Origin of the sequence: Noviherbaspirillum saxi, assembly GCF_003591035.1 — a bacterium.
GTDB lineage: Bacteria > Pseudomonadota > Gammaproteobacteria > Burkholderiales > Burkholderiaceae_D > Noviherbaspirillum > Noviherbaspirillum saxi.
In genome coordinates this window covers 1,275,918-1,296,621 of sequence record NZ_QYUO01000001.1, presented here as the reverse complement: position 1 = coordinate 1,296,621, position 20,704 = coordinate 1,275,918, and the positions used below count along the sequence as shown (strand labels likewise).

Annotated in this window: 15 protein-coding genes; 4 read left to right on the top strand and 11 right to left on the bottom strand. The window is 58.5% G+C overall.

From position 1 onward, the window contains the following. Positions 1-50: 50 nt before the first annotated feature. On the bottom strand, positions 51-389 hold the full coding sequence (locus tag D3871_RS06170) for a P-II family nitrogen regulator (RefSeq protein WP_119768087.1): 339 nt from the start codon (positions 387-389) through the stop codon (positions 51-53). Between the two features lie 110 nt (positions 390-499). Continuing rightward, positions 500-2,551: an NAD(+) synthase gene (locus D3871_RS06165; protein ID WP_119768086.1), complete on the bottom strand. Its 2,052-nt coding sequence runs from the start codon at positions 2,549-2,551 to the stop codon at positions 500-502. A 224-nt stretch (positions 2,552-2,775) separates the two neighbouring features. Between D3871_RS06165 and D3871_RS06160 the strand changes: the two genes are divergently transcribed. Then, a complete protein-coding gene (locus tag D3871_RS06160) occupies positions 2,776-3,915 on the top strand; it encodes a GNAT family N-acetyltransferase (RefSeq protein WP_119768085.1) in 1,140 nt (379 codons plus the stop codon). 185 nt (positions 3,916-4,100) lie between these two features. Further along, entirely contained in the window at positions 4,101-5,084 is a 984-nt protein-coding gene (locus tag D3871_RS06155) for a serine/threonine-protein kinase (RefSeq protein ID WP_233575530.1), read from the top strand. 76 nt (positions 5,085-5,160) lie between these two features. Here D3871_RS06155 and D3871_RS06150 read toward each other — a convergent pair whose 3' ends face one another. From D3871_RS06150 to hemC, 7 genes are all read right to left on the bottom strand, one after another. Then, positions 5,161-6,804: an HDOD domain-containing protein gene (locus D3871_RS06150; RefSeq protein ID WP_233575529.1), complete on the bottom strand. Its 1,644-nt coding sequence runs from the start codon at positions 6,802-6,804 to the stop codon at positions 5,161-5,163. Between the two features lie 438 nt (positions 6,805-7,242). Further along, entirely contained in the window at positions 7,243-8,652 is a 1,410-nt protein-coding gene (locus D3871_RS06145; RefSeq protein WP_119768083.1) for a PxKF domain-containing protein, read from the bottom strand. A gap of 781 nt (positions 8,653-9,433) precedes the next feature. Beyond that, positions 9,434-9,973, bottom strand: coding sequence for an inorganic diphosphatase (gene ppa, locus D3871_RS06140; RefSeq protein WP_119768082.1), 540 nt, complete (start codon positions 9,971-9,973; stop codon positions 9,434-9,436). 179 nt (positions 9,974-10,152) lie between these two features. After that, a complete protein-coding gene (locus D3871_RS06135; RefSeq protein WP_119768081.1) occupies positions 10,153-11,346 on the bottom strand; it encodes a heme biosynthesis protein HemY in 1,194 nt (397 codons plus the stop codon). A gap of 2 nt (positions 11,347-11,348) precedes the next feature. Beyond that, entirely contained in the window at positions 11,349-12,392 is a 1,044-nt protein-coding gene (locus D3871_RS06130; protein WP_233575528.1) for a uroporphyrinogen-III C-methyltransferase, read from the bottom strand. Between the two features lie 110 nt (positions 12,393-12,502). Continuing rightward, positions 12,503-13,285, bottom strand: coding sequence for a uroporphyrinogen-III synthase (locus D3871_RS06125; protein ID WP_119768079.1), 783 nt, complete (start codon positions 13,283-13,285; stop codon positions 12,503-12,505). Between the two features lie 33 nt (positions 13,286-13,318). Next, on the bottom strand, positions 13,319-14,266 hold the full coding sequence (gene hemC, locus D3871_RS06120; RefSeq protein WP_119769927.1) for a hydroxymethylbilane synthase: 948 nt from the start codon (positions 14,264-14,266) through the stop codon (positions 13,319-13,321). Positions 14,267-14,381: 115 nt separating this feature from the next. Between hemC and ppc the strand changes: the two genes are divergently transcribed. Then, positions 14,382-17,240, top strand: coding sequence for a phosphoenolpyruvate carboxylase (ppc, locus tag D3871_RS06115; protein ID WP_119768078.1), 2,859 nt, complete (start codon positions 14,382-14,384; stop codon positions 17,238-17,240). 71 nt (positions 17,241-17,311) lie between these two features. Here ppc and D3871_RS06110 read toward each other — a convergent pair whose 3' ends face one another. Both D3871_RS06110 and D3871_RS06105 read right to left on the bottom strand, forming a co-directional pair. Beyond that, complete coding sequence (locus D3871_RS06110; protein ID WP_199724733.1) at positions 17,312-18,082, bottom strand: LytR/AlgR family response regulator transcription factor; 771 nt, start codon at positions 18,080-18,082, stop codon at positions 17,312-17,314. After that, on the bottom strand, positions 18,079-19,170 hold the full coding sequence (locus D3871_RS06105) for a sensor histidine kinase (RefSeq protein WP_233575527.1): 1,092 nt from the start codon (positions 19,168-19,170) through the stop codon (positions 18,079-18,081). Before D3871_RS06105 ends, D3871_RS06110 begins: the two co-directional genes overlap by 4 nt. Positions 19,171-19,190: 20 nt before the next feature. On the opposite strand from D3871_RS06105, the gene argH reads away from it, so the two are divergent. Next, positions 19,191-20,585 carry an argininosuccinate lyase gene (gene argH, locus D3871_RS06100; RefSeq protein ID WP_119768077.1) on the top strand — a complete coding sequence of 465 codons (1,395 nt, stop codon included), beginning with the start codon at positions 19,191-19,193 and terminating at the stop codon, positions 20,583-20,585. Positions 20,586-20,704: the final 119 nt, after the last annotated feature.

The following is a 20,704-nucleotide window of genomic DNA, read 5'->3' as shown; positions in this document are numbered from 1 at the left end:
GCTCGTCACTACGCTTTTACTACCCTTCCACACCGCTCCTGAAAGCTATCTTAAACCGCGTCCGGTCCTGTTTCACCGGTGCGAATGCGAATCACCTGTTCGACATCGCGCACAAAGATCTTGCCGTCGCCGATCTTGCCGGTACGGGCCGCCTTGATGATCGCGTCGACTGCCTGCTCAACCTGCTTGTCGTCGACGACTGCCTCGATCTTGACCTTGGGCAGGAAATCGACCACATACTCCGCACCACGGTACAGCTCGGTATGGCCTTTCTGACGGCCGAATCCCTTTACTTCAGTGACAGTCAGGCCGGTCACGCCGATTTCACCAAGCGCTTCGCGCACTTCGTCCAGCTTGAAAGGTTTGATGACTGCGGTAATCAGCTTCATAACAGCTCCTTCTTTGATAAGTCACTCACAAAATCCTGCGGCAATTGCAAGAGAATACCTTCTTACATCGACTTTGTCCCGATAGTCACGCCTATACGGACCGCCGAAACTCACTGCTCGGGAATATTCTTCAACTCGTCCAGCCATACCGTGGCTTCCGAATCGCTGGGAGCGCGCCAGTCTCCGCGCGGAGACAAGGAGCCGCCGGAGCCGACCTTGGGCGCATTGGGCACGCAGGAACGCTTGAACTGGCTGGTCTTGAAGAATCGATGCAGGAAGATGCCGAGGTTGCGCTTGATCGCTCCCAGGTCATACTCGTTACGGGTGACATGCACCTCCTCCGGCCAACGGCCCGCCTCGCGGTCGCCCCACGCTGAGAGCGCGAGAAACGCCACCTTGGTCGGCGCGAATCCAAACCGCAGCGTGTAGTAGAGATTGAAGTCCTGCAGCTCATACGGACCGATCACGCTTTCCGTCTTTTGCTCGGGACGATTGCTGGATTTGCCGGGCACAAGCTCAGGGCTGATATCGGTATCCAGAACATTGATCAGCACGTCAGAACCGGAATTGCCGATCTGCCCGGTCTCGGCGACCCAGCGCACGAGGTGGGTGATCAGAGTCTTGGGAACGCTGGCGTTCACGTTGTAGTGCGACATATGATCGCCAACACCATAGGTGCACCATCCCAACGCCAGTTCGCTCAGGTCGCCGGTTCCGATCACGATCCCGTTGCGGAAATTGGCGATGCGGAACAAATGATTGGTGCGTTCCCCGGCCTGTACGTTTTCAAAGGTGATGTCGTACTCTTCCTTGCCTTCGCTATACGGATGTCCCAGGTCTTTCAGCATTTGCAGGCAGCTTGGCCGGATATCGATTTCGCTGGCGGAACAACCGACAACTTCCATCAACTGCCTCGCCTGCAGCAGCGTCCTGTCGCTGGTAGCGAAGCCCGGCATGGTGACGCCGATGATGTTGGTGCGCGGCAGGCCAAGGCGATCCATCGCCTTGGCGCAGACCAGCAAGGCATGCGTCGAGTCCAGTCCGCCCGATACGCCGATCACCACCTTCGATATACCGGAGGCCGACAGGCGTTGAACCAGAGCCTGTACCTGGATGTTGTAGACCTCTTCGCAACGCTCATTGCGCCGCCTGGAATCGGCAGGTACATAGGGAAATCGCTCGACGTTGCGCTTGAGCGGATAGGTTTTCTCGACCGGTAGATCAAGGTGAAAGGAAACATGCCTGAACGCCGCTACTTCATCGCGGTGCCGTCGCACCGAGTGCCCGAAGGTGCTGGTCCGCATGCGCTCCCGAGATAATCGCTCGAGGTCCACGTCGGCGTAAATCAAGTGCGAGTCATCCGAAAACCGTTCCGACTCCGCTAGCATTTCGCCATTCTCATAAATCAGCGCCTGCCCATCCCAAGCCATGTCGGTCGACGACTCGCCCTTGCCTGCGGACGAGTAAAGATAGGCGGACAAGCAGCGCGCTGATTGCTGCGACACCAGTTGATGGCGGTATCCCGATTTGCCGACAACGATATTGGATGCGGACAGATTGACGAGCACGGTGGCGCCGGCAAGCGCCGCAAACGAAGACGGAGGAATCGGAACCCATACATCTTCGCAGATCTCCACATGAAATTTGAAGAGCGGCAGGTTTGCTGCTTCGAAAATCAGGGCAGCGCCGAACGGCACGGTCTGCCCGCATAGCATCATGTCAGTAGTCATCGCGCTGTCGGCCGGACTGAACTGCCGTGCCTCGTAAAACTCGCCGTAATTCGGCAAATAACTCTTCGGCACGACACCATGTATCCGTCCGCCCGATACGACGACCGCGCAGTTGAACAGCAGGTGTTCAACGCGCAGCGGAAGCCCGACCACCATGGCAATGGAGAGATTTTCAGACGCCTTGACGACGGTAGCCAAGGCATCGACGCAGGCATCGAGCAGCGCGCGCTGATGAAACAGGTCGTCGCAGGTATATGCGGACAAGCCCAGTTCGGGAAATGCCACAAGGGCGGCACCGTTCTTCTCGGCTTCCGCGGCAAGTGCAAGCGTTTCCGCAGCATTGGCGGCCGGGTCGGCGACGCGGCAACGCGGCACGCCTACGGCAACGCGTGCGAAATCGTGGGAATAGATGCTGAAGAATGGCTTGCTCATCTTTTGGCGTTACCTCAAGAAAACGACGGAGACCGGTGGCAGACTATGAGCGCCCTGTTTCCATCGTGATGGTGTATGTCGAATTTTCACAAAGTCACGCTCTTGCCATCGTCGAATGCTTGAACGGTTTTTGCGTAGAATGACCGGGCAATGTCAGCTTTGCCTGCCCTATGGGCCTATGACGACAGCATCAAACCGGACAGTTACATAGTTAAATATCAATAGTGAATTATCGCACGCGAATCGTCTCTTCTCTTTCGGAGATCGGCCAGACGGCATGGGATTCTCTTGTCTTTGGGCAAGCGGACAGCACGCCTTTTCTTTCCTTCGCTTTTCTGGATGCCTTGCATGAATCCGGGTCGGCGTCCGCCGATTCCGGCTGGCAGCCGCAATACCTGACGCTTTGGCACGCAGATACACTTGAAGCGGCCTTGCCGCTGTATGTCAAATCCCATTCTTACGGCGAATATGTATTCGACTGGGCATGGGCGGACGCCTACAAGCGCAATGGCCTGCCGTACTACCCCAAGCTATTGTCGGCCATTCCCTTTACGCCGGTTTCAGGTAACCGGTTGCTGGCGCGCAATCCCGCAGCAAGGGCAGCGCTGATCGAGTCGCTTACCACGCTACAAGTCGCCAATGAACTGTCGTCGACGCATGTTCTGTTTCCGCCAGAAGCTGAAGCGCAGGCATTGCAGGCGGCGGGCTTCATGCTGCGCAGCGGCGTGCAATTCCATTGGCTGAATCAGGGATACCGCAGCTTCGATGAATTCATCGAGACGCTGGATCGCAAGAAGCGCAAGAATATCCGCGCCGAACGCCGCAAGGTCGCGGAAGCAGGCATCCGTTTCCGCCGCATCGCTGGCTGCGAGGCGGTCGATGCGGACTGGCGTTTTTTCAAGCGTTGCTACGACCAGACCTATGCCGCGCATTATTCGACACCCTATCTGAACCTGGACTTCTTCCGGCGCATAGGCGCTTCCATGCCGGACAATATCCTGTTGGTGGTCGCAGAACGCGAAGGCAAACCGCTTGCATCATCGCTGCTCATCCACGATGCCGCCACCTTGTACGGCCGCTATTGGGGAGCGATAGAGGAAGTACCCTGCCTGCATTTCGAAACAGCGTATTACCAGCCGCTGGAGTTCTGTATCGATCGCCGGATCGCCTGCTTCGAAGGCGGAGCACAGGGGGAACACAAGATGGCGCGCGGCTTCTTGCCGCAAAAAACCTGGTCCGCGCACTGGCTGGCCCATCCTGCTTTTGCCGATGCCATAGAACGTTATCTTGAACGTGAAGCCGATGGCATCGATGCCTATCTCGATGAACTAAACGAACACAGCCCGTTTCGAGGCGCGAAATAACCAGGAGTACGCACAAGACTCCAGACAGATGGTCGTCGCCGGGCATTTATTAAAAATACAATGCAAGCATTACGCGTATTGCTTGCCAAAAATAAAACTTCACGGCATCCTCACGCATCATGACGCCCGTACAAACCGTGTTTTCTCCCAGCCTCCCTGCCAATAGCAGGATCGGGCGATTTTGCGTGACGCGCGAACTGGGAAGAGGTACGGCAGGCTGCGTTTATCTGGCGCATGATCCGGTCATCGCGCGCGATATCGCAGTAAAGACTTTCACTCCCCGTCTCGGCGTGGCGGAAAAGAACCGCTTCGAACGGCAATTCATCAACGAGGCGCGGGCGGCCGGGCGCCTGTCGCATCCGCACATTGTGACGATCTATGATGCATCGAGCGAAGGCGGCACAACCTATCTGGCGATGGAATATCTGCAGGGGCGCGAACTCAACCGCATCCTGGAAAGCGGGCATCGTTATACGCCGGATCAGGTAGCGTCCATTGCATGGAAAATCGCCGATGCCTTGCATCATGCGCACTCGCGCGAAGTCATTCACCGCGATATCAAACCATCCAATATCTTCATCGTGAAGGACGACCATCCCAAGCTGATCGACTTCGGCATTGCACGCTCACCCAACCGGCTTGCGGAACGCGATGCGCCGCCCGACGAACCGTACACGATGATCGGCAATAATCGGTTGCTGGGCACGCCGAACTACATGTCGCCGGAACAGGCTGCAGGCAAACCCGTCGACAGCCGGACCGATATTTATTCGCTCGGCGCAGTGGCCTATGAAATGCTTACCGGCCGCACGCCCTTCCAGGCCGAACGGGCCGACAAGCTGCTTCAGCAGATTGCATACAAGGCCGTGCCGCGGTTAACCGAAATCGACGCGCGGATTCCCGCCGCCCTGTCGCACATCGTCATGAAGGCAATGGCCAAGCGCCCGGAAAAACGCTATCAGACCGCAGAGGAAATGGCACTGGACCTCAAGCGCTATCTCTTGAAGGAAAGACGCGCTCGACGGCGCGTCCGGCTGGAGCTGCCTTCGGCTGCCGCTTCCGGTCCCGAATGGATTGCGCAGTTCGGCACGCTTCGCCTGCGCGCGGTTGCCATAGGCGCCGCAACAGCTGTCGCGGTCGCGAGTAGCGCCTATCTCTTCCTGCGCTGAACGGAAGATTGCCGAATACGAGTGGGCTCCGGAGCAAACCTGCTCCCCGCTACCGGCGCGGAATGCGACCCTTGCCTTATCGCGATTGCAGCGCAGTCAGTACCTGCCCCTTCAAGGTCTTGATCAAAGCAGTTTCATCCGGCGGCACGCCTTCCGGCGCACATTGAGTGCGGTCTGCATAAAACAGGCCCAGCTGTTTCTTTTGCACGACCATGGGCAACACGATGAAGCTGCGCGCATCCGGTAACAGCGAACGATGCCATGCCGGCAGCAGATCGCGGATCTTCGGCGCGCTGGCATCCGAAATCATCAGATCGGCATCATTGTCCATCGCCAGATGAAACAGGTCGCGTGCAGACGCAATTGGAAAAGCAAAACCGGCCTGTCTTGCGGCGTGATTGTCTCCCATCGAAATACGCGCGCGGAATTGCTGTGTCTGCATATCTTTCAGGCAGATCGTGGCAAAACGAAAACCCATGCTGCCATACAGCGTTTCCAGCACCAGCAGCAGCAAGTCATTCACCTTGCAGCGTCCTGACGCCATCATATGCGTCACATCCTGTACCCCGGCCAGCAGCAGGTCGCGCGCATTCATCGGCTTGCCGCTGGCATGGCGATCGCTGACCTGAAGCGGCTGATTGTCATCAAGCAGATCGAGCAGCAACTCGCTCGGCAGGCCTGTATCAGTGGCGTCGCTCGCGGAGCCCGGCGCAACAGTCTTGGAATCGCCTGCAATTGCACTTGCCGCTTCAACATGCTCATCCGTCTGCATCGTGAGCTGTGCATTGCTGGCGAGGACCCGGGTTTCCTCGGCTACGCTGGCAAACAGTTGGCCGAGCTTTGCCTGATCAAGATTGAGCGCATGTCCGAAACGCGTCAGCACTGCCTTGGCTGCGGCATCCTGCCCTGGTTCATTCATGTCCGGGATCAGGCGCGCCGCCGCCGAACTGAAAGCGGCGACCTGCTGCAGCCATTCCTGCCGCGCCTTGGCCGGCTTGAGTACGCCTGCCGGTGGCGAGGCCAGTGCGAGTACGATGGTTTCGGGGATATTCCACTCACGCAGCACCGCTTCGCCCAACAGGTCGAAGCTGCATCCGAGAACCTGCATCGAAGCCTGTGCCGGCGTGAATTTGCCGCTTTCGACCAGACGTGAAATTTCGCTGTACAAGCGATGGTCGTGCGATGCGACCAATAGCCGTCCTATGTTCTTGAACAGAGCAGCAATGGCCGCCTCTTCCGCATCCCTGTACTGGCTGCGACGCGCCATTTCGCGTCCAACGATGCTGGCGCATAATGCATGATTCAGTTCGGTGCGTACATTCTTGGCGTGCTTGGTCGACATGCCATCGACCAGCAGCATGGCCAGCGCTGTCGTCTTCACGACTTCGAAGCCGAGCAGGAAAATCGCCTTGGACACCGTCGTGACCGGCGTCCCGGATGAGGTGCGATACGACACCGTATTGGCGACGCGCAGTACCTTTTGCGTGAGCGCGACATCGGAAAGAATGAAGTGCGCCAGATCGCGTACCGCTTCGTCATCCGATGATGCCATCTGCACAACGCGCGATACCGAACTGCCAAGCGCCGGCAAGTCTGCTTCGGCACTGATCTTTCGCAGCAAGCGGTCGCGCGCGTTGACAGCCGTGTCGCCCGCATCCAGACCGGCCGCAGTGGCCGTTCCTGCCGCCGCGCCAACCGATGCCGTATTGTCCAAAACCACGTAAGGCTCCTGAGTATGCTTCCTCTGATACAACCTATGATGACCCATAGCCTGCGACTTGTCGATGCGCATCAAGCTTGGCGATGCGCTTCTCTGCCTTTAACGGCATGAATGCCACAATATTGAGGCGCCTGCTGCAAACCGCTTTCGACCACATTAAAGAATCGGCGCACCTTCGACGACCATTACTACGCAAATGACGAACTATCTTTTAAATCAAATGGCTGGACGGATTTTGGAATGATTCTTAAGGTTTTTTGCCACATCAGAAAACCAAGAATCAATCCCCCCTGATTCCGCCAAAAGGCGGTCCAAGTGGCCTCCGAAGATAGTCATCTCGGCTCACGCCCGACCCCTTTGTAAATGTAAAGGGCGTCTTTTGGTCTGTGCCGTCGGTTATCGCAATGAGCAGGTCCGATGGCGAACCATCCACGGCATCTATCTGCTCAAGTTAAAGTAGGCGGATTGCACCTGGTCGGTATCCAGGGTCAAAAATAACGTGTAGCAGCCTACGGACGGCGTCTTCCAGTTGTAAATGTACTGGTTGCTGGTGACATCGTATCGCAGTCCGGTGCCGCCGGTCGCGACCACTTCCAGCGAATCCGTCGGATCCCCGGTAAAGGAGCCGCACTGCGATGGCTTGAACGTGATCGATTTGACCGCGCTCAGGTCGCTGACGAACTCGCCGCTGGCATTTTTCAACTGCCATTTGACCGGGTAAGTCCTGCCCGCCTTGCCAAGATTGATAACCTCCGGGTTATTGACCGGCTCGAAGAAGCCGATAAAGGTATAGGGTTGAGTAGCAGGACCAAGATTTGCGGCCAGGCTGTGGTCCCCGCCGCCTGCCCCGCCTGCCGCGATCGCCGTCACGCCCGTCAATCCGGCGGGGAGGTTAGTTTGTCCAAAAGTATTACTCCCCCATGCCACGACGGTTCCATCGCTCTTGGCAGCCAAGCTATGGTGGTTACCTGCCGCGACTGCGGTCACGCCTGTCAATCCGGCAGGCAGGTTGATTTGTCCAAGGGCATTCCATCCCCAGCCAACGACGGTCCCATCGCTCTTGCGGGCCAAACCATGCCCGTGACCTGCTGCGATCGCAGTCACGCCCGTCAATCCGGCGGGGATATTAGTCTGATCAAAGGTGTTATCACCCCATCCTACGACGGTCCCATCGCTCTTGAGGGCCAAGTTGTAAAAGCTACCTGCGGCAATCGCAGTCACGCCGGTCAATCCGGCGGGAATATTCAACTGACCCGTGGAGTTATCACCCCAGGCCACTACTGTCCCATCGCTCTTGAGGGCGAGGCTGTGACTGGTACCTGCCGCGACTGCGGTCACGCCCGTCAATCCGGAGGGGATGGTAGTTTGTCCAAAACTATTAGTACCCCATCCCAAGACGGATCCATCGTTCTTGGCAGCCAGGCTGTGGGTGGTACCTGCCGCAATTGCGGTCACGCCTGTCAATCCGGCAGGGATGGTAACCTGTCCACAACAATTAAATCCCCAACCGACTACAGTCCCATCGCTCTTGAGGGCCAAACTATGCCCAAAACCTGCGGCGATCGCGGCAACCCCTGTGAGCCCGGCGGGAACGTTACTCTGCCCGAAGTCGTTGCGGCCCCAGGCTGTGACCGTGCCGGGACTCAACACCTGGGCCTGTGTCGCAGATATTCCTCCCGTCGCCAACGCTGTTGCAATGAACAAAAGACGCATCCGGAAAAACAATGGACGACATTGTTTTAGGGATGTTTTATCGAACGCCTTCATAGATAGGTGGCGAACCCAATTAGCGGCTAACATGACCGTGTCCTTTACTTTGTAGTCGGAGTAATCGGAGCGAATGCTCATCGCAATTCCTTGCGCTATGTATGATCGCTGGCTGCCTGCGCTAATAATTGTGGCTGCGTGATGGCATCTGCTCGGGATTCGTTGGATTCGTCTTCCCTACGGCCGCCACAGGCAACAATCCCAAACGTAAGAAAATAATCACGCACCGCCCGAGCAGGCGATGGCCATAGGCAAGAAGAGATGTGGCTGACATGATGTCGAGCTTTCGATCATTGGCATTTGAAGGTAAAGCGCGCAATGCCGATTCAGCGAAAGCTTAACTCTGCAGGGCCGTTATCGCATCACCAGCGGGTGAAAATGAGATGGCGGCATTTGAGATAAATCAAATTCCAGCATTGGTGCCAGGAAGCCTCTGACTACGCACAATGTCTGACTCATCTTATTGGGAATACATACTCCTTCACAACAATTGAAGGATTGATTGATGGGGCGAGATTTCTTTTTCTCAATAACTCAGCGAGATCGGCGTTCCGCAAGAGTCGCACGCGTTGGGCAGGATCATTGCCTGCGCGCGTTTGACCAGCGCCACAGATGGTCTGGAAACGCATGTGTTACCGGGGTTGACCGATGCGCATGTTCTCCGGTTGAACGATAACGCGATGCGCCTGCGCGGCACGCAAATCCCCTCGTTTGCCATAGCGTCCTTTCCATCCGGAGAATAGTCAACCAAAAGTGTTTTGGGTCATTTGCGTAGTAACACCCTTGCCAAATAAAAAAGCGCACTCGTCGAGTGCGCTTTCGTGTAAGTACATCCGGCATCGCTTGGCTTAGCGCCGGAAGCTTATTTTTCCTGCGACTTTTTGTAGGCTTCCACGCTGGAAAGGATTTCCTTTTTGGCTTCTTCCGGTCCATACCAGCCCTCGATCTTCACCCACTTGCCCTTTTCCAGATCCTTGTAGTGCTCGAAGAAATGCTGAATCTGCTGCAGGCGCAAGTCATTGATGTCCTCCGGCTTTTGCCAGTGTTTATAGATCGGCAGGACCTTGTCGACAGGAACAGCCAGCAGTTTGGCGTCACCGCCCGCCTCGTCGTTCATCTTCAGCACGCCGATCGGGCGGCAGCGTACGACGACACCCGGAATCAGCGCGAACGGCGTAATGACCAGCACGTCCACGGGGTCGCCGTCATCCGAAAGCGTTTGCGGGATATAGCCGTAGTTGCATGGGTAATGCATCGCGGTACCCATGAAGCGGTCGACGAAAATGGCGCCGGTGTCCTTGTCCACTTCGTACTTGATCGGGTCGGCATTCATGGGGATTTCGATGACCACATTGAAATCGTCGGGAAGGCTGCGGCCGGCCGGCACATTATTCAAGCTCATGTTGCTCTCTCAAAAGGTAAAGAAAATTCGGTAATGCGCGATTATAACGGCTTTGCCCGGCGCTTCCGCACCGCAGCATCAATGCCGGCGTCGGAAAACAAAGCGTGAATCGCTGCGCACGATAGCAGGCGCCGCTTACGCCATGCTGAATAGCCGACAGGAAATAACCCGTCGGTTATTCAGAGCATTGTCGCCAGCGCGCACTGCCGATAATGGGATGCCGCCTGTTCCGGCTGGTTCAATGCCTCGTGCAATTGCGCAAGCTTGAGATGGGCTTCACGCACGGTATCCGAGTCGGTCGCGTCATACAGCGCCTGCTCCAGGTGGCGCTGCGCCTTGCCCCAGAGTTTTTGCCTCAGGCAGAGCGCCCCTAGCGTCAGATCCAGTTCCGGATCGCCGGGATGCTTTTGCGACCATTCTTCGCAGCGTTCGATCTGGGCCAGCAACGCGGGCGAACCTTCGGCGGCGGCCGATTCACCGTACATCCTGACCAGGCGGTCGTCCCATTCGCTTGCCAGGGCCTTTTCGACCACCACCCTCGCCTCGTCATGCAAGCCCTTAGCATTGAATGCCTTGGCGCCGCGGATGGCGACCGACGGCTGGATCCGGTCTTCCAGAGGAATGCCGGACCACACGCGACGGATCGATTCGGCATCGTGCGCCTGGGTCGTCAACAGGTCTTCATAGGCTAGTTCGCGCAGGCGGCGCGACAGGGCCGGATGCAAGGCATTGCGCTTGTCGAGCAAACGTACCAGTCGCAGGACTTCCGGCCAGTTCTTGCCGCGCTGGTTGGCCTTGAGGGCGAGCCGCAATGCGTGGATATGGCGAGTGCCGCTGGAATTGAGTTCTCGTACGGCTTCCAGTGCAGATTCCGGTTCGTGGCCGTCGGTCAGCAATTCGATGGTGGTCATCAACCGTGCGGTTTTCAGGCTCGGTTCCTGCGCCTTCGCAAGCCAGGTTTCGCGACGGGCGGATTGCCCCATGCGATGGGCGGCACGCGCGGCAATCATTGCCGACAGGCCCGCGTTTTCCGGCGATTCAGCGGCGCGCGTGGCGGCTTTTTCCGCGTGGCCGAAGCGTCCTTCGAACAAGGCCTTCAGTGCATCGCGCATTGCACGGTTGCCTTCGCGTTCGCGCTTTTCGCGCCGATAGGCAGCGACCCGCTGGGGCATTTGCTGCGTGCTGCGCAACGCATTTATGAGCGCGTAGACCAGAACGAACAACAGTACAAGCAGCACCAGAAACAGATTAAGCGACAGGTCGATCCGATAAGGCGAATAGAAGAACACCACATTGCCCGGATTGAAGCGGGCTCCGACGGCAAGACCGATGGCGACGGCAAACAGGATGACGAGCGAAATGAAGATACGCATCGTTATGGCTTTGCCTTATAGTTGCGCACCGCGTTCAGGCTTTCGGACAGCGTCGGCATTTCAATCGAGAGGTTACTTGCCTGCACCTGTCGCAGCAGCGCCTGTGTGGTCTGGGTCTGCCGCGCGCGCGTATCGAAATACTTCGCAATCACGTCCTGTGCCGCGTTGAGATCACTGCGGAATGCCGGCTCATTGCGCGTCAATAACGCCAACCGGGCATTGAGCAGGCGCAGCTTGAGATTTTCACGCGCATAGTAAGCCTGCGTCGGCGACAGCAGCAAGGCGTCGGGCGATTCGACATTGCGCACGCGGATCAATTGCCGGATCTCTGTCCACATTTCATTGGTCCAGCTATGCCATTTGTCTTCAAGGTCGGCGATCCAGTCGGAATTGCCATTTCCTTTTCCGGTGGGCGAGGCGGCGGCATTTTTTTCCGCGCGGCGCGACGGCTTCGGCTGGGTCGCCGGAAGTGCCGGCTTTTCGTCGGAGAGCAAGGGCATCGCGTCGATCTGCCCGATGATGCTGTCAAGCCGCAACGCGATACCGGTCAGGTCCACCACCGGCAATGCCTTCAAGCGCTCCAGGTCTTTCGCGATCGCGCGGCGGATGATGATGAATTGCGGCTTGTCCGTGCGCGACAGTCGATTGTCCGCATTTTGCAAGGCGATCACCGCACCCTGCACATTTCCGGCCAGCTGCAACTGCTGTCCTGCCGTCGACAACACCTGTTCAATCTCAGCCAGTGCCCAGTCGTCGCGATTGCGTGACAATTCCTGATAAAGCTGTTCCAGCGCGAGTTGCTGGCTTTGTGCCTCGGTTTGCCTGCTTTCAAGCACATTGACCTTTGCCTGCAGCTCTTTGGTGGAATCCTGCAGCGATTTGGCGACAAGCTTGGTTTCGGTGCTGACGGACTCGCCCGACCTGAGCCGTTGCGCCATGTCTTCGCGCAGGTTGCCGATTTCCCTTTGGGTAGCCCACCACTGCGCAAGCAGCAGCACAACCAGCACACCGAGGCCGGCATAGGTAAATTTTCGCAACTGCGTCATCGACGCATTATCATTTTGAACAGCCGCGCTGGACCCCGCAACGCCGGGCTGCTGTGATGGTACCTGGGGAGATGCGGGCTGACCGCCGTTCGAGGAAGATGGCATTTCATTCATGCGTGAAATTGTAACGCGGCTATAAGCTGATCGTCGCCTGATCCTGTCTCGACAATCCATTGAAAACCCAACGATCGGGCGGTTTCCGCAATACGGACATGCGGCACAATCAGGCGTTGCTGTTGCATTTTAACCACTGCAGCAGAGCCGGCCGCTGTGCCGACGAGATCAATCAGGATGCGCAGCGCTTCCGAACTGGTGATGATCCACTCCGATTCGAACTCGATCAAGGTAAGCAGCCCTTGCTGCCCAGCCGGATCAAGATGCGGCGCGACGCGACGGTATGCGGCCAGCTGTTCGACTTCTATTCCTTGCAGGCGCAAGGCGTCGGCCAGCAGTTCGCGGCCGGTTTCTCCGCGAATGATCAAAACGCGCTTGCCGCGCAATGCATCGATATCGAGCACTTCCAGCAAGGTCTGCGAATCGGTGCGCTGGCGGTTCGCCGGACTGATGATATGTGCATTGGCCGGTGTCACACCGTAGCTTGCAAGAGCAGCCCGGCTGCCCTCCCCCATTACTGCGACAGCGACCTGTGCCGGCCATGCCGCTATATGGGCAAACGCGGCATCGATGGCATTCGGGCTGACGAAAGCCACCATCGCATATTCTTCCAGCCGCGACAGGATTGTTCGCAGACGGCCCTGATCTTCCAGCGGCCGGATTTCCAGCAATGGAAAGACAACGGCGTCGCGGCCAGCCGCACGCAGGCGTTCAGCGAGCGGCCTGGCTTGCGTCAGAGGCCGGGTAATGACAACCGGTGGAAGCCGTGCGTCGGTCATGGCAGGAAAAATCGGAAAGATCGGAGCGACAGATTAGCCCGCCTCCATGGCCCGGCATGCGGCAAGAATGTCGCCTGCGCCTTTTGCTTCAAGCAATGCGGCGACCTGCTGCCCGACAGCCTCGGGCGTGCCGGCTGCGCCGTCGACTTCGGCCACGGCAATGCGCGTTCCGTCGGGCGTACCTACCATGGCGCGCAAATGCATGGCGCCGTTGCTGACGGTGGCGAATGCAGCCAACGGAATCTGGCAGCTCCCGCCGAACACGCGGGATACGGTGCGCTCGGCGCGCACTGCCTGTGCGGTCGCTTCATGGTTGAGCGGCGCCAGCAACTGCGTCAGATCATCGCGGCCTGCAAGAATCTCTATCGCCATCGCGCCTTGGCCGGGCGCCGGCAAGCTCTGTTCCGGTTCGATGTATGCCCGGATGCGCTGCGGCACACCTAGGCGCTTGAGTCCGGCCGCGGCCAGGATGATGGCCGCATATTCGCCGCGATCCAGCTTGCCGAGCCGCGTATCGAGGTTGCCGCGCAAGGGACGGACAATGAGCCCCGGAAAGCGCGCCGCAATCAGTGCCTGACGGCGCAGACTGCTGGTGCCTACCACCGCGCCATCAGGAAGATCGGCCAGCGACGCATAGTCGTTCGAGACAAAGGCGTCGCGCGGGTCTTCACGCTCAAGGACGGCAGCCAGCGCAAAGCCCTCGGGCAACTCCATCGGAACGTCCTTCAACGAATGCACGGCGAGATCGGCGCGGCGCTCTTCCATCGCGACTTCCAGTTCCTTGACGAACAAGCCCTTGCCGCCGACCTTGGACAAGGTGCGGTCAAGAATTTGATCGCCTTTCGTTGTCATTCCGAGAATTTCAATACTGCACTGCGGATATAATGCCGAAAGTTTTGCACGGACATGCTCTGCTTGCCACATGGCCAGACGACTTTCGCGCGAGGCGATGATTAACTTGGAGGGAGGAGAAACTTTCACGACGGGCTCTTTCGAATTCATTGGTGCTGGTCGTACCAGCGCGCAGATTTTATCATGCGTGCGCCTGCAGTCCCCGGTCACAAGCCGCTTTCGTTCCTTCTGATAAGCATTCACCATGGCAAAACAAGTGAACACCCTGCCCGCCGTAAAAAAGCCGGTGGCAGATAAAGACGCCCCGTTGAAAGAAGATATCCGCCTCTTGGGCCGTCTACTGGGCAACGTCCTGCGCGAGCAGGAAGGCGATGCCGTCTATCAGGTCGTCGAGACCATCCGTCAAACCGCAGTGCGCTTCCGCCGCGAATCCGACGCCCAGTCCGGCACCGAACTCAACCGGATGTTGAAAAAACTGACGCGCGACCAGACCGTGTCGGTAGTACGTGCCTTCTCCTATTTCTCGCATCTCGCCAACATCGCCGAAGACCAGCATCACAACCGCCGCCGTCGCGCCCACCTGCTGGCAGGCTCGGCGCCGCAGCGCGGCAGTATCGCCTGGGCCTTGTCGCGACTCGACGACGCCGGCGTCTCCGGAGCGACTGTGCGCAACTTCTTCAAGGATGCGCTGATTTCCCCGGTGCTGACCGCACACCCGACCGAAGTCCAGCGCAAGAGCATTCTGGATGCGGAGCGCGAAATTGCGCGTCTGCTTGCAGAGCGTGATCACCCGCTCACGCACAAGGAACTCGCCCACAATACCCAATTGCTGCATGCACGCGTCGCCACGCTCTGGCAGACGCGCATGCTGCGCTATACGAAGCTTACGGTGGCGGACGAGATCGACAATGCACTCTCGTACTATCGCATTACCTTCCTGCGCGAATTGCCGGGACTGTACGACGATATCGAAACCGAACTTGCCGCGCAATTCCCGCAGCGCCAGACTGCCGAAAAAGAACACCCGCCTTTCGTGCAGATGGGAAGCTGGATCGGCGGCGACCGCGACGGCAATCCCAACGTCAACGCCGGCACCATGCGGCATGCGCTGGTGCGTCAGTCGACGGCGATCTTCGATTTCTACCTCGACGAAGTTCACGCACTCGGTGCCGAACTTTCGATATCGACGCTGCTGGTCGGCGTCAGTCCCGAACTGCAGGCGCTGGCCGAACGTTCGCCCGATCAGTCCAATCACCGGATGGACGAGCCCTACCGGCGTGCGCTGATCGGCTTGTACGCGCGGCTGGCGGCGACTGCCCGCACACTCGGCGCGGCACACGTGCTGCGCCAGGAAGTCGGGACTGCGGCGCCCTATGCGACAGCGGCCGAATTCAGCGACGACCTGCAAATTCTGGTCGACTCGCTCAAGGCCCATCATGGCGCGGCGCTGATCAAGCCGCGCCTGGCAACGCTCAAGCGTGCTTCGGAAATCTTTGGCTTTCATATGGCCACACTGGATATGCGGCAAAGCTCGGACGTGCATGAACGCGTGCTGGCTGAAATGTTTGCGCGCGCGCGTGTGGCGGACAACTATGCCGGGCTTGGCGAAGAAGCGAAAATCAAGCTGCTGCTCGATGAACTGGGCAAGCCGCGCCTGCTGTACTCGCCTTATCTCGAATATTCGACCGAGACCGATTCCGAACTGGCCATCCTGCGCACTGCCCGCGACGTGCGGCAGCGCTATGGCGAGCGCGCGATCCGCAACTACATCATCTCGCACACCGAAACTGTCTCGGACTTGCTGGAAGTCCTGCTGCTGCAAAAGGAAACCGGCTTGCTGCATGTCCAGTGGGATGCCGCGTCGAATTCGGGACCGCAAGCGGAAATGGAATTGATGGTCATTCCGCTATTCGAGACGATTCCGGATTTGCGCTGCGCCACCGACATCATGCAGCGTTTCATGGCGATACCGCAGGTGCGGCACCTGATTGCCAAGCAGGGCGAACTGCAGGAAGTCATGCTCGGCTATTCGGACTCGAACAAGGATGGCGGTTTCCTGACCTCCACCTGGGAGTTGTACAAGGCAGAAACCCGCCTGATCGAACTGTTCAACAATGCGGGCGTCAAGTTGCGCCTGTTCCATGGACGCGGCGGCACCGTAGGCCGGGGGGGCGGTCCGAGCTACGAGGCTATCCTCGCGCAACCGGCGGGTACGGTCAACGGCCAGATCCGTCTGACCGAACAAGGCGAAATCATCGCATCCAAGTTCTCCAATCCGGAAATCGGTCGACGCAATCTGGAGCTGCTGGTGGCGGCTACGCTCGAAGCCAGCCTGATGCCGAATGCGGCGGACAGCAAGGAAGCCAGGAAACTGGCCGGTTTCGAACGCGTGATGGAAGAATTGTCGGAACGCGCCTATCACACCTATCGCAACCTTGTGTATGAAACGCCGGGCTTCACCGATTACTTCTTTGCCGCCACGCCGATCGCGGAAATCGCGGAGCTCAATATCGGCTCCCGTCCAGCATCGCGCAAATCGACACGCCGCATTGAAGACTTGCGCGCCATTCCATGGGGCTTCTCATGGGGCCAGTGCCGATTGCTCTTGCCGGGCTGGTATGGTTTCGGCAGCGCGATCGCATCCTGGCTGGAAGAAGACAGCGACGGCAAGGAGCAGAAGCGCCGCGTCGCGCAGTTGCGGGCGATGGTCAAGGAATGGCCGTTCTTTGCAACACTGCTGTCGAACATGGATATGGTATTGGCAAAAACCGATCTGGCGGTCGCGTCGCGCTATGCCGACCTGGTTTCGGACAGAAAGCTGCGAAACAGTATCTTCAAGCGCATTCTTGAAGAGCATGAGCGCACCACCGTCTGCCTGGCAACGATCACCGGCGCCAAGGAAAGGCTGGCCGGCAATCCCCTGCTGGCGCGTTCGATCAAGAACCGCTTTGCCTATCTTGATCCGCTCAACCACTTGCAGGTCGAACTGATCAAGCGCCATCGCGCCGCGACAGCCGATGGACGCAAGCTGGATGAACGGGTACGGCGTGGCATCCACTTGTCGATCAACGGCATCGCTGCTGGATTGCGCAATACCGGCTGAAGCCCCCTGAAAAAAAGCCCGCATGCCCGTTGGACCCATGCCTGCATGCGTCCAACGGGCATGCGGGCTTTTTACTTCACCAGCGCCTTGACCACTGGCCACTGCCGCCGGGAAATCGGCAGGCGTTCCTCAATACCGCGCAAGATCACCTGCCAGGACTCCTGGGCCTTGTCGTGTTCGCTCTCGATATCGATAGACGCCGATCCGCGTTCAACCCCCACGATAGCCTGCCGCGCCACAAGGGCATTGCGATGTACGCGCACGAACGTGGCGCCGAGCTCGTCTTCAATCGAGGTCAGGGATTCCTCAAACAGATATTCCTGCGAGCGGGTACGCAGCGTCACGTACTTTTGTTCCGCCTTCAGATAAAGCACTTCCGCAATCGGCACCAGCAGCAGCCGGCCGCGTTCCTGCACCGAGAAATGTTGTCGCACTGAATGGGGAACCGGCGTCGGAGCGCCACCCTTGCCGCGCAATTCCCCAACCCGCTGCAAGGCGTCCGCCAGGCGCGCCGCGCGTACCGGCTTGAGCAGGTAATCGAGCGCATGCACCTCAAAGGCTTTCAAGGCGAATTCATCATAGGCGGTCACAAAAATGACAGCCGGCGGCAGAGGCAGCCTGGCAAGATGCTTCGCCAGCTCCAGCCCTGTCATGCCGGGCATCTGCACATCCAGCAGCACAATGTCGGGTGACGTAGCCGCTATGCCGTCGAGCGCGCCTTGCGGATGCTCCGCCTCGCCGACGAGTTGATGCGGACAGGTCGCGGCGATGTCGGACAGCAGCGTTTTCAAGCGCACGCGTGCCGGCGCTTCGTCATCCACGATGAAAAGACGCGGCATCATTGCGCTCCCTTCACATACGGAAAGCGCAGCTTCACTTCAAAGAATCCGCGCGCAATCCTTGTGGTGAGCTGCCCTTCGACGTCATACAGCAAAGCCAGGCGTTCACGGATGTTTTCCAGCGCCATGTGATTGCCGGCGACGCTCACCTCGCCATGATACGGGTTGATGACGACGATCTCGATCCGGTCGAGCGAGCGGCTCATGTGAATCTGGACCTGCGTCGGCCCGCTTGCCGGCTCGACGCCGTAGTGCACTGCATTTTCCAGCAGAGGCTGGAGCAAAAGCACCGGTATCTGCGACTTGCGCATCACCTGACTGTCGAGATTTTCGCTGGCCCATGTTACTTGCAGTCGCTCGCCCAAGCGTATCTGTTCTATCGACAGATATTGTTCGCACAGCCGAATTTCCTGTTCGAGCGTCGTCATGCTGCGCGGATCGCTCATCAGCACGCGAAACAGGTCGGCCAGGTCTTCCAGTGTCGTTTCCGCACGCTGCGGCTCGGTCCTGATCAGCGACAGCACTGCGTTCAGGCTATTGAACAGGAAATGCGGACGGATCCGCGCCTGCAAAGCCTGCAGCCGTGCCTCTACCAAAGCCGGCGAAAAAGCCCGTGTCCTCAATTCGAAATAATGCTGAAACAGCGCGCCGAACAAGGCGGCAAGCATGATGCTCTTGCCAAGCGTCATGCGCACGAAGCTGCTGATCAGCCAATCGACCGTCGTAAACAAATAGACAACGATTGCCGTCACCACCGCCGGCGCAATGACACAGGCGAGCCGCTGCGCCCAAAGAACATCCGCGCGGTGCATGCCGATGGCCGGAAGACTGCGCCGCAGCAGACACATGGCGAATAACGACCAGAGACATGACAGTTCGACCACGATCGACACTTCGGCGAATTCGAGCATGCCGGCACGCCAGTGTATGGCGTGCAGCATGACCCAGCCGAATGCTGCCGCATTGACGCCGATCAGCGTGCGCAGCACGACGCCAAGGTTGCAGCAATCGGGGATGACAATATCGGTCGGACGGGGCGCCGTGCGGGCATGAGATAGCGGCATACGGTCCAGCGCTTGTTTTATAATCACGGATTCACCGGAATTCCATTATGACAGCACAACTTTCCAAAAAGGGCGAGGCCTGGTCGGCACGCTTTTCCGAACCGGTCTCGGACCTGGTCAAACGTTACACCGCTTCCGTGTTCTTCGACAAGAGGATGGCGAATGCCGATATCCAGGGCTCGCTTGCCCATGCCGAAATGCTGTCGCATCAAGGCATCATCAGCGCCCAGGATTATGCCGACATCCAGCGCGGCATGGCGCAGATCCAGGCCGAAATCGACGCCGGCAAGTTCGAATGGCTGCTCGACCTGGAAGACGTCCACCTGAACATTGAAAAGCGCCTGACCGAACTGGTCGGCGATGCCGGCAAGCGCCTGCATACCGGTCGCTCGCGCAACGACCAGGTGGCAACCGATATCCGCCTCTACATGCGCGGTGCCATCGACGACATCAGCGGCCTGCTGCGTGATTTTCGCCTGGCGCTACTGGATCTCGCCGAGCAGCATGCCGACACCATCCTGCCCGGATTCACACACATGCAGGTGGCACAGCCGATCACCTTCGGCCATCACATGCTCGCCTACGTCGAAATGTTCAATCGTGATGCCGAACGCATGGCCGACTGCCGCAAGCGCGTCAACCGCTTGCCGCTCGGCGCCGCCGCGCTGGCCGGAACCACCTTCCCGATCGACCGCGAACGTGTCGCGAAAACCCTCGGCTTCGATGAAGTCTGCCGCAATTCGCTGGATGCTGTGTCGGACCGCGACTTCGCGATTGAATTCTGCGCGGCGGCGGCTCTCGTCATGACGCATATCTCGCGCATGTCTGAAGAACTGGTGATCTGGATGAGCCCGCGCGTGGGCTTCATCGATATCGCCGACCGCTTCTGCACTGGCTCTTCGATCATGCCGCAGAAAAAAAATCCTGACGTTCCCGAGCTCGCGCGCGGGAAGACCGGCCGCGTCAACGGCCACCTGGTCGGCTTGCTGACCTTGATGAAAGGCCAGCCGCTGGCCTACAACAAGGACAATCAGGAAGACAAGGAACCGCTGTTCGACACGGTCGATACCGTGGTCGATACGCTACGCATCTTTGCCGATATGGCACGCGGTATTACGGTCAAGCCGGACGCAATGCGCGCCGCCGCCCTGCAAGGCTATGCAACCGCGACGGACCTGGCCGATTACCTGGTAAAGAAAGGCCTTGCCTTCCGCGACGCGCATGAGGCCGTCGCGCATGCGGTGCGCACCTGCGAACAGCGGGGCTGCGATCTGACGGATCTGACGCTGGATGAGATGCGCGCCTTCTCGCAATTGATTGAAGCCGATGTATTCAAGGTGCTGACGCTGGAAGGTTCGGTCGCGGCACGAGATCATGTCGGAGGCACCGCTCCTGCTCAGGTGCGCGCAGCGATTGAACATCTACGCAGCCATCTATCCTGATTCACACGGCAGAGGTACGCGCGGTATGGCGCGCACCTCTGTCGCGTGAAAAGCACGTTTTTGCAAATCCCTGAAGCGCAAACTTTGTAATGGCCGTATGCTGGAAAGAGCCCAATGCG

Bases quoted from the DNA above. Each gene is read 5' to 3' on its own strand.
- D3871_RS06135 (WP_119768081.1), bottom strand. From the start codon at position 11,346: ATGCGTATCTTCATTTCGCTCGTCATCCTGTTTGCCGTCGCCATCGGT.
- D3871_RS06125 (WP_119768079.1), bottom strand. From the start codon at position 13,285: ATGACCGACGCACGGCTTCCACCGGTTGTCATTACCCGGCCTCTGACG.
- D3871_RS06165 (WP_119768086.1), bottom strand. From the start codon at position 2,551: ATGAGCAAGCCATTCTTCAGCATCTATTCCCACGATTTCGCACGCGTT.
- ppc (WP_119768078.1), top strand. From the start codon at position 14,382: ATGGCAAAACAAGTGAACACCCTGCCCGCCGTAAAAAAGCCGGTGGCA.
- ppa (WP_119768082.1), bottom strand. From the start codon at position 9,973: ATGAGCTTGAATAATGTGCCGGCCGGCCGCAGCCTTCCCGACGATTTC.
- D3871_RS06130 (WP_233575528.1), bottom strand. From the start codon at position 12,392: ATGACGCAGTTGCGAAAATTTACCTATGCCGGCCTCGGTGTGCTGGTT.
- D3871_RS06110 (WP_199724733.1), bottom strand. From the start codon at position 18,082: ATGATGCCGCGTCTTTTCATCGTGGATGACGAAGCGCCGGCACGCGTG.
- argH (WP_119768077.1), top strand. From the start codon at position 19,191: ATGACAGCACAACTTTCCAAAAAGGGCGAGGCCTGGTCGGCACGCTTT.
- D3871_RS06145 (WP_119768083.1), bottom strand. From the start codon at position 8,652: ATGAGCATTCGCTCCGATTACTCCGACTACAAAGTAAAGGACACGGTC.
- D3871_RS06170 (WP_119768087.1), bottom strand. From the start codon at position 389: ATGAAGCTGATTACCGCAGTCATCAAACCTTTCAAGCTGGACGAAGTG.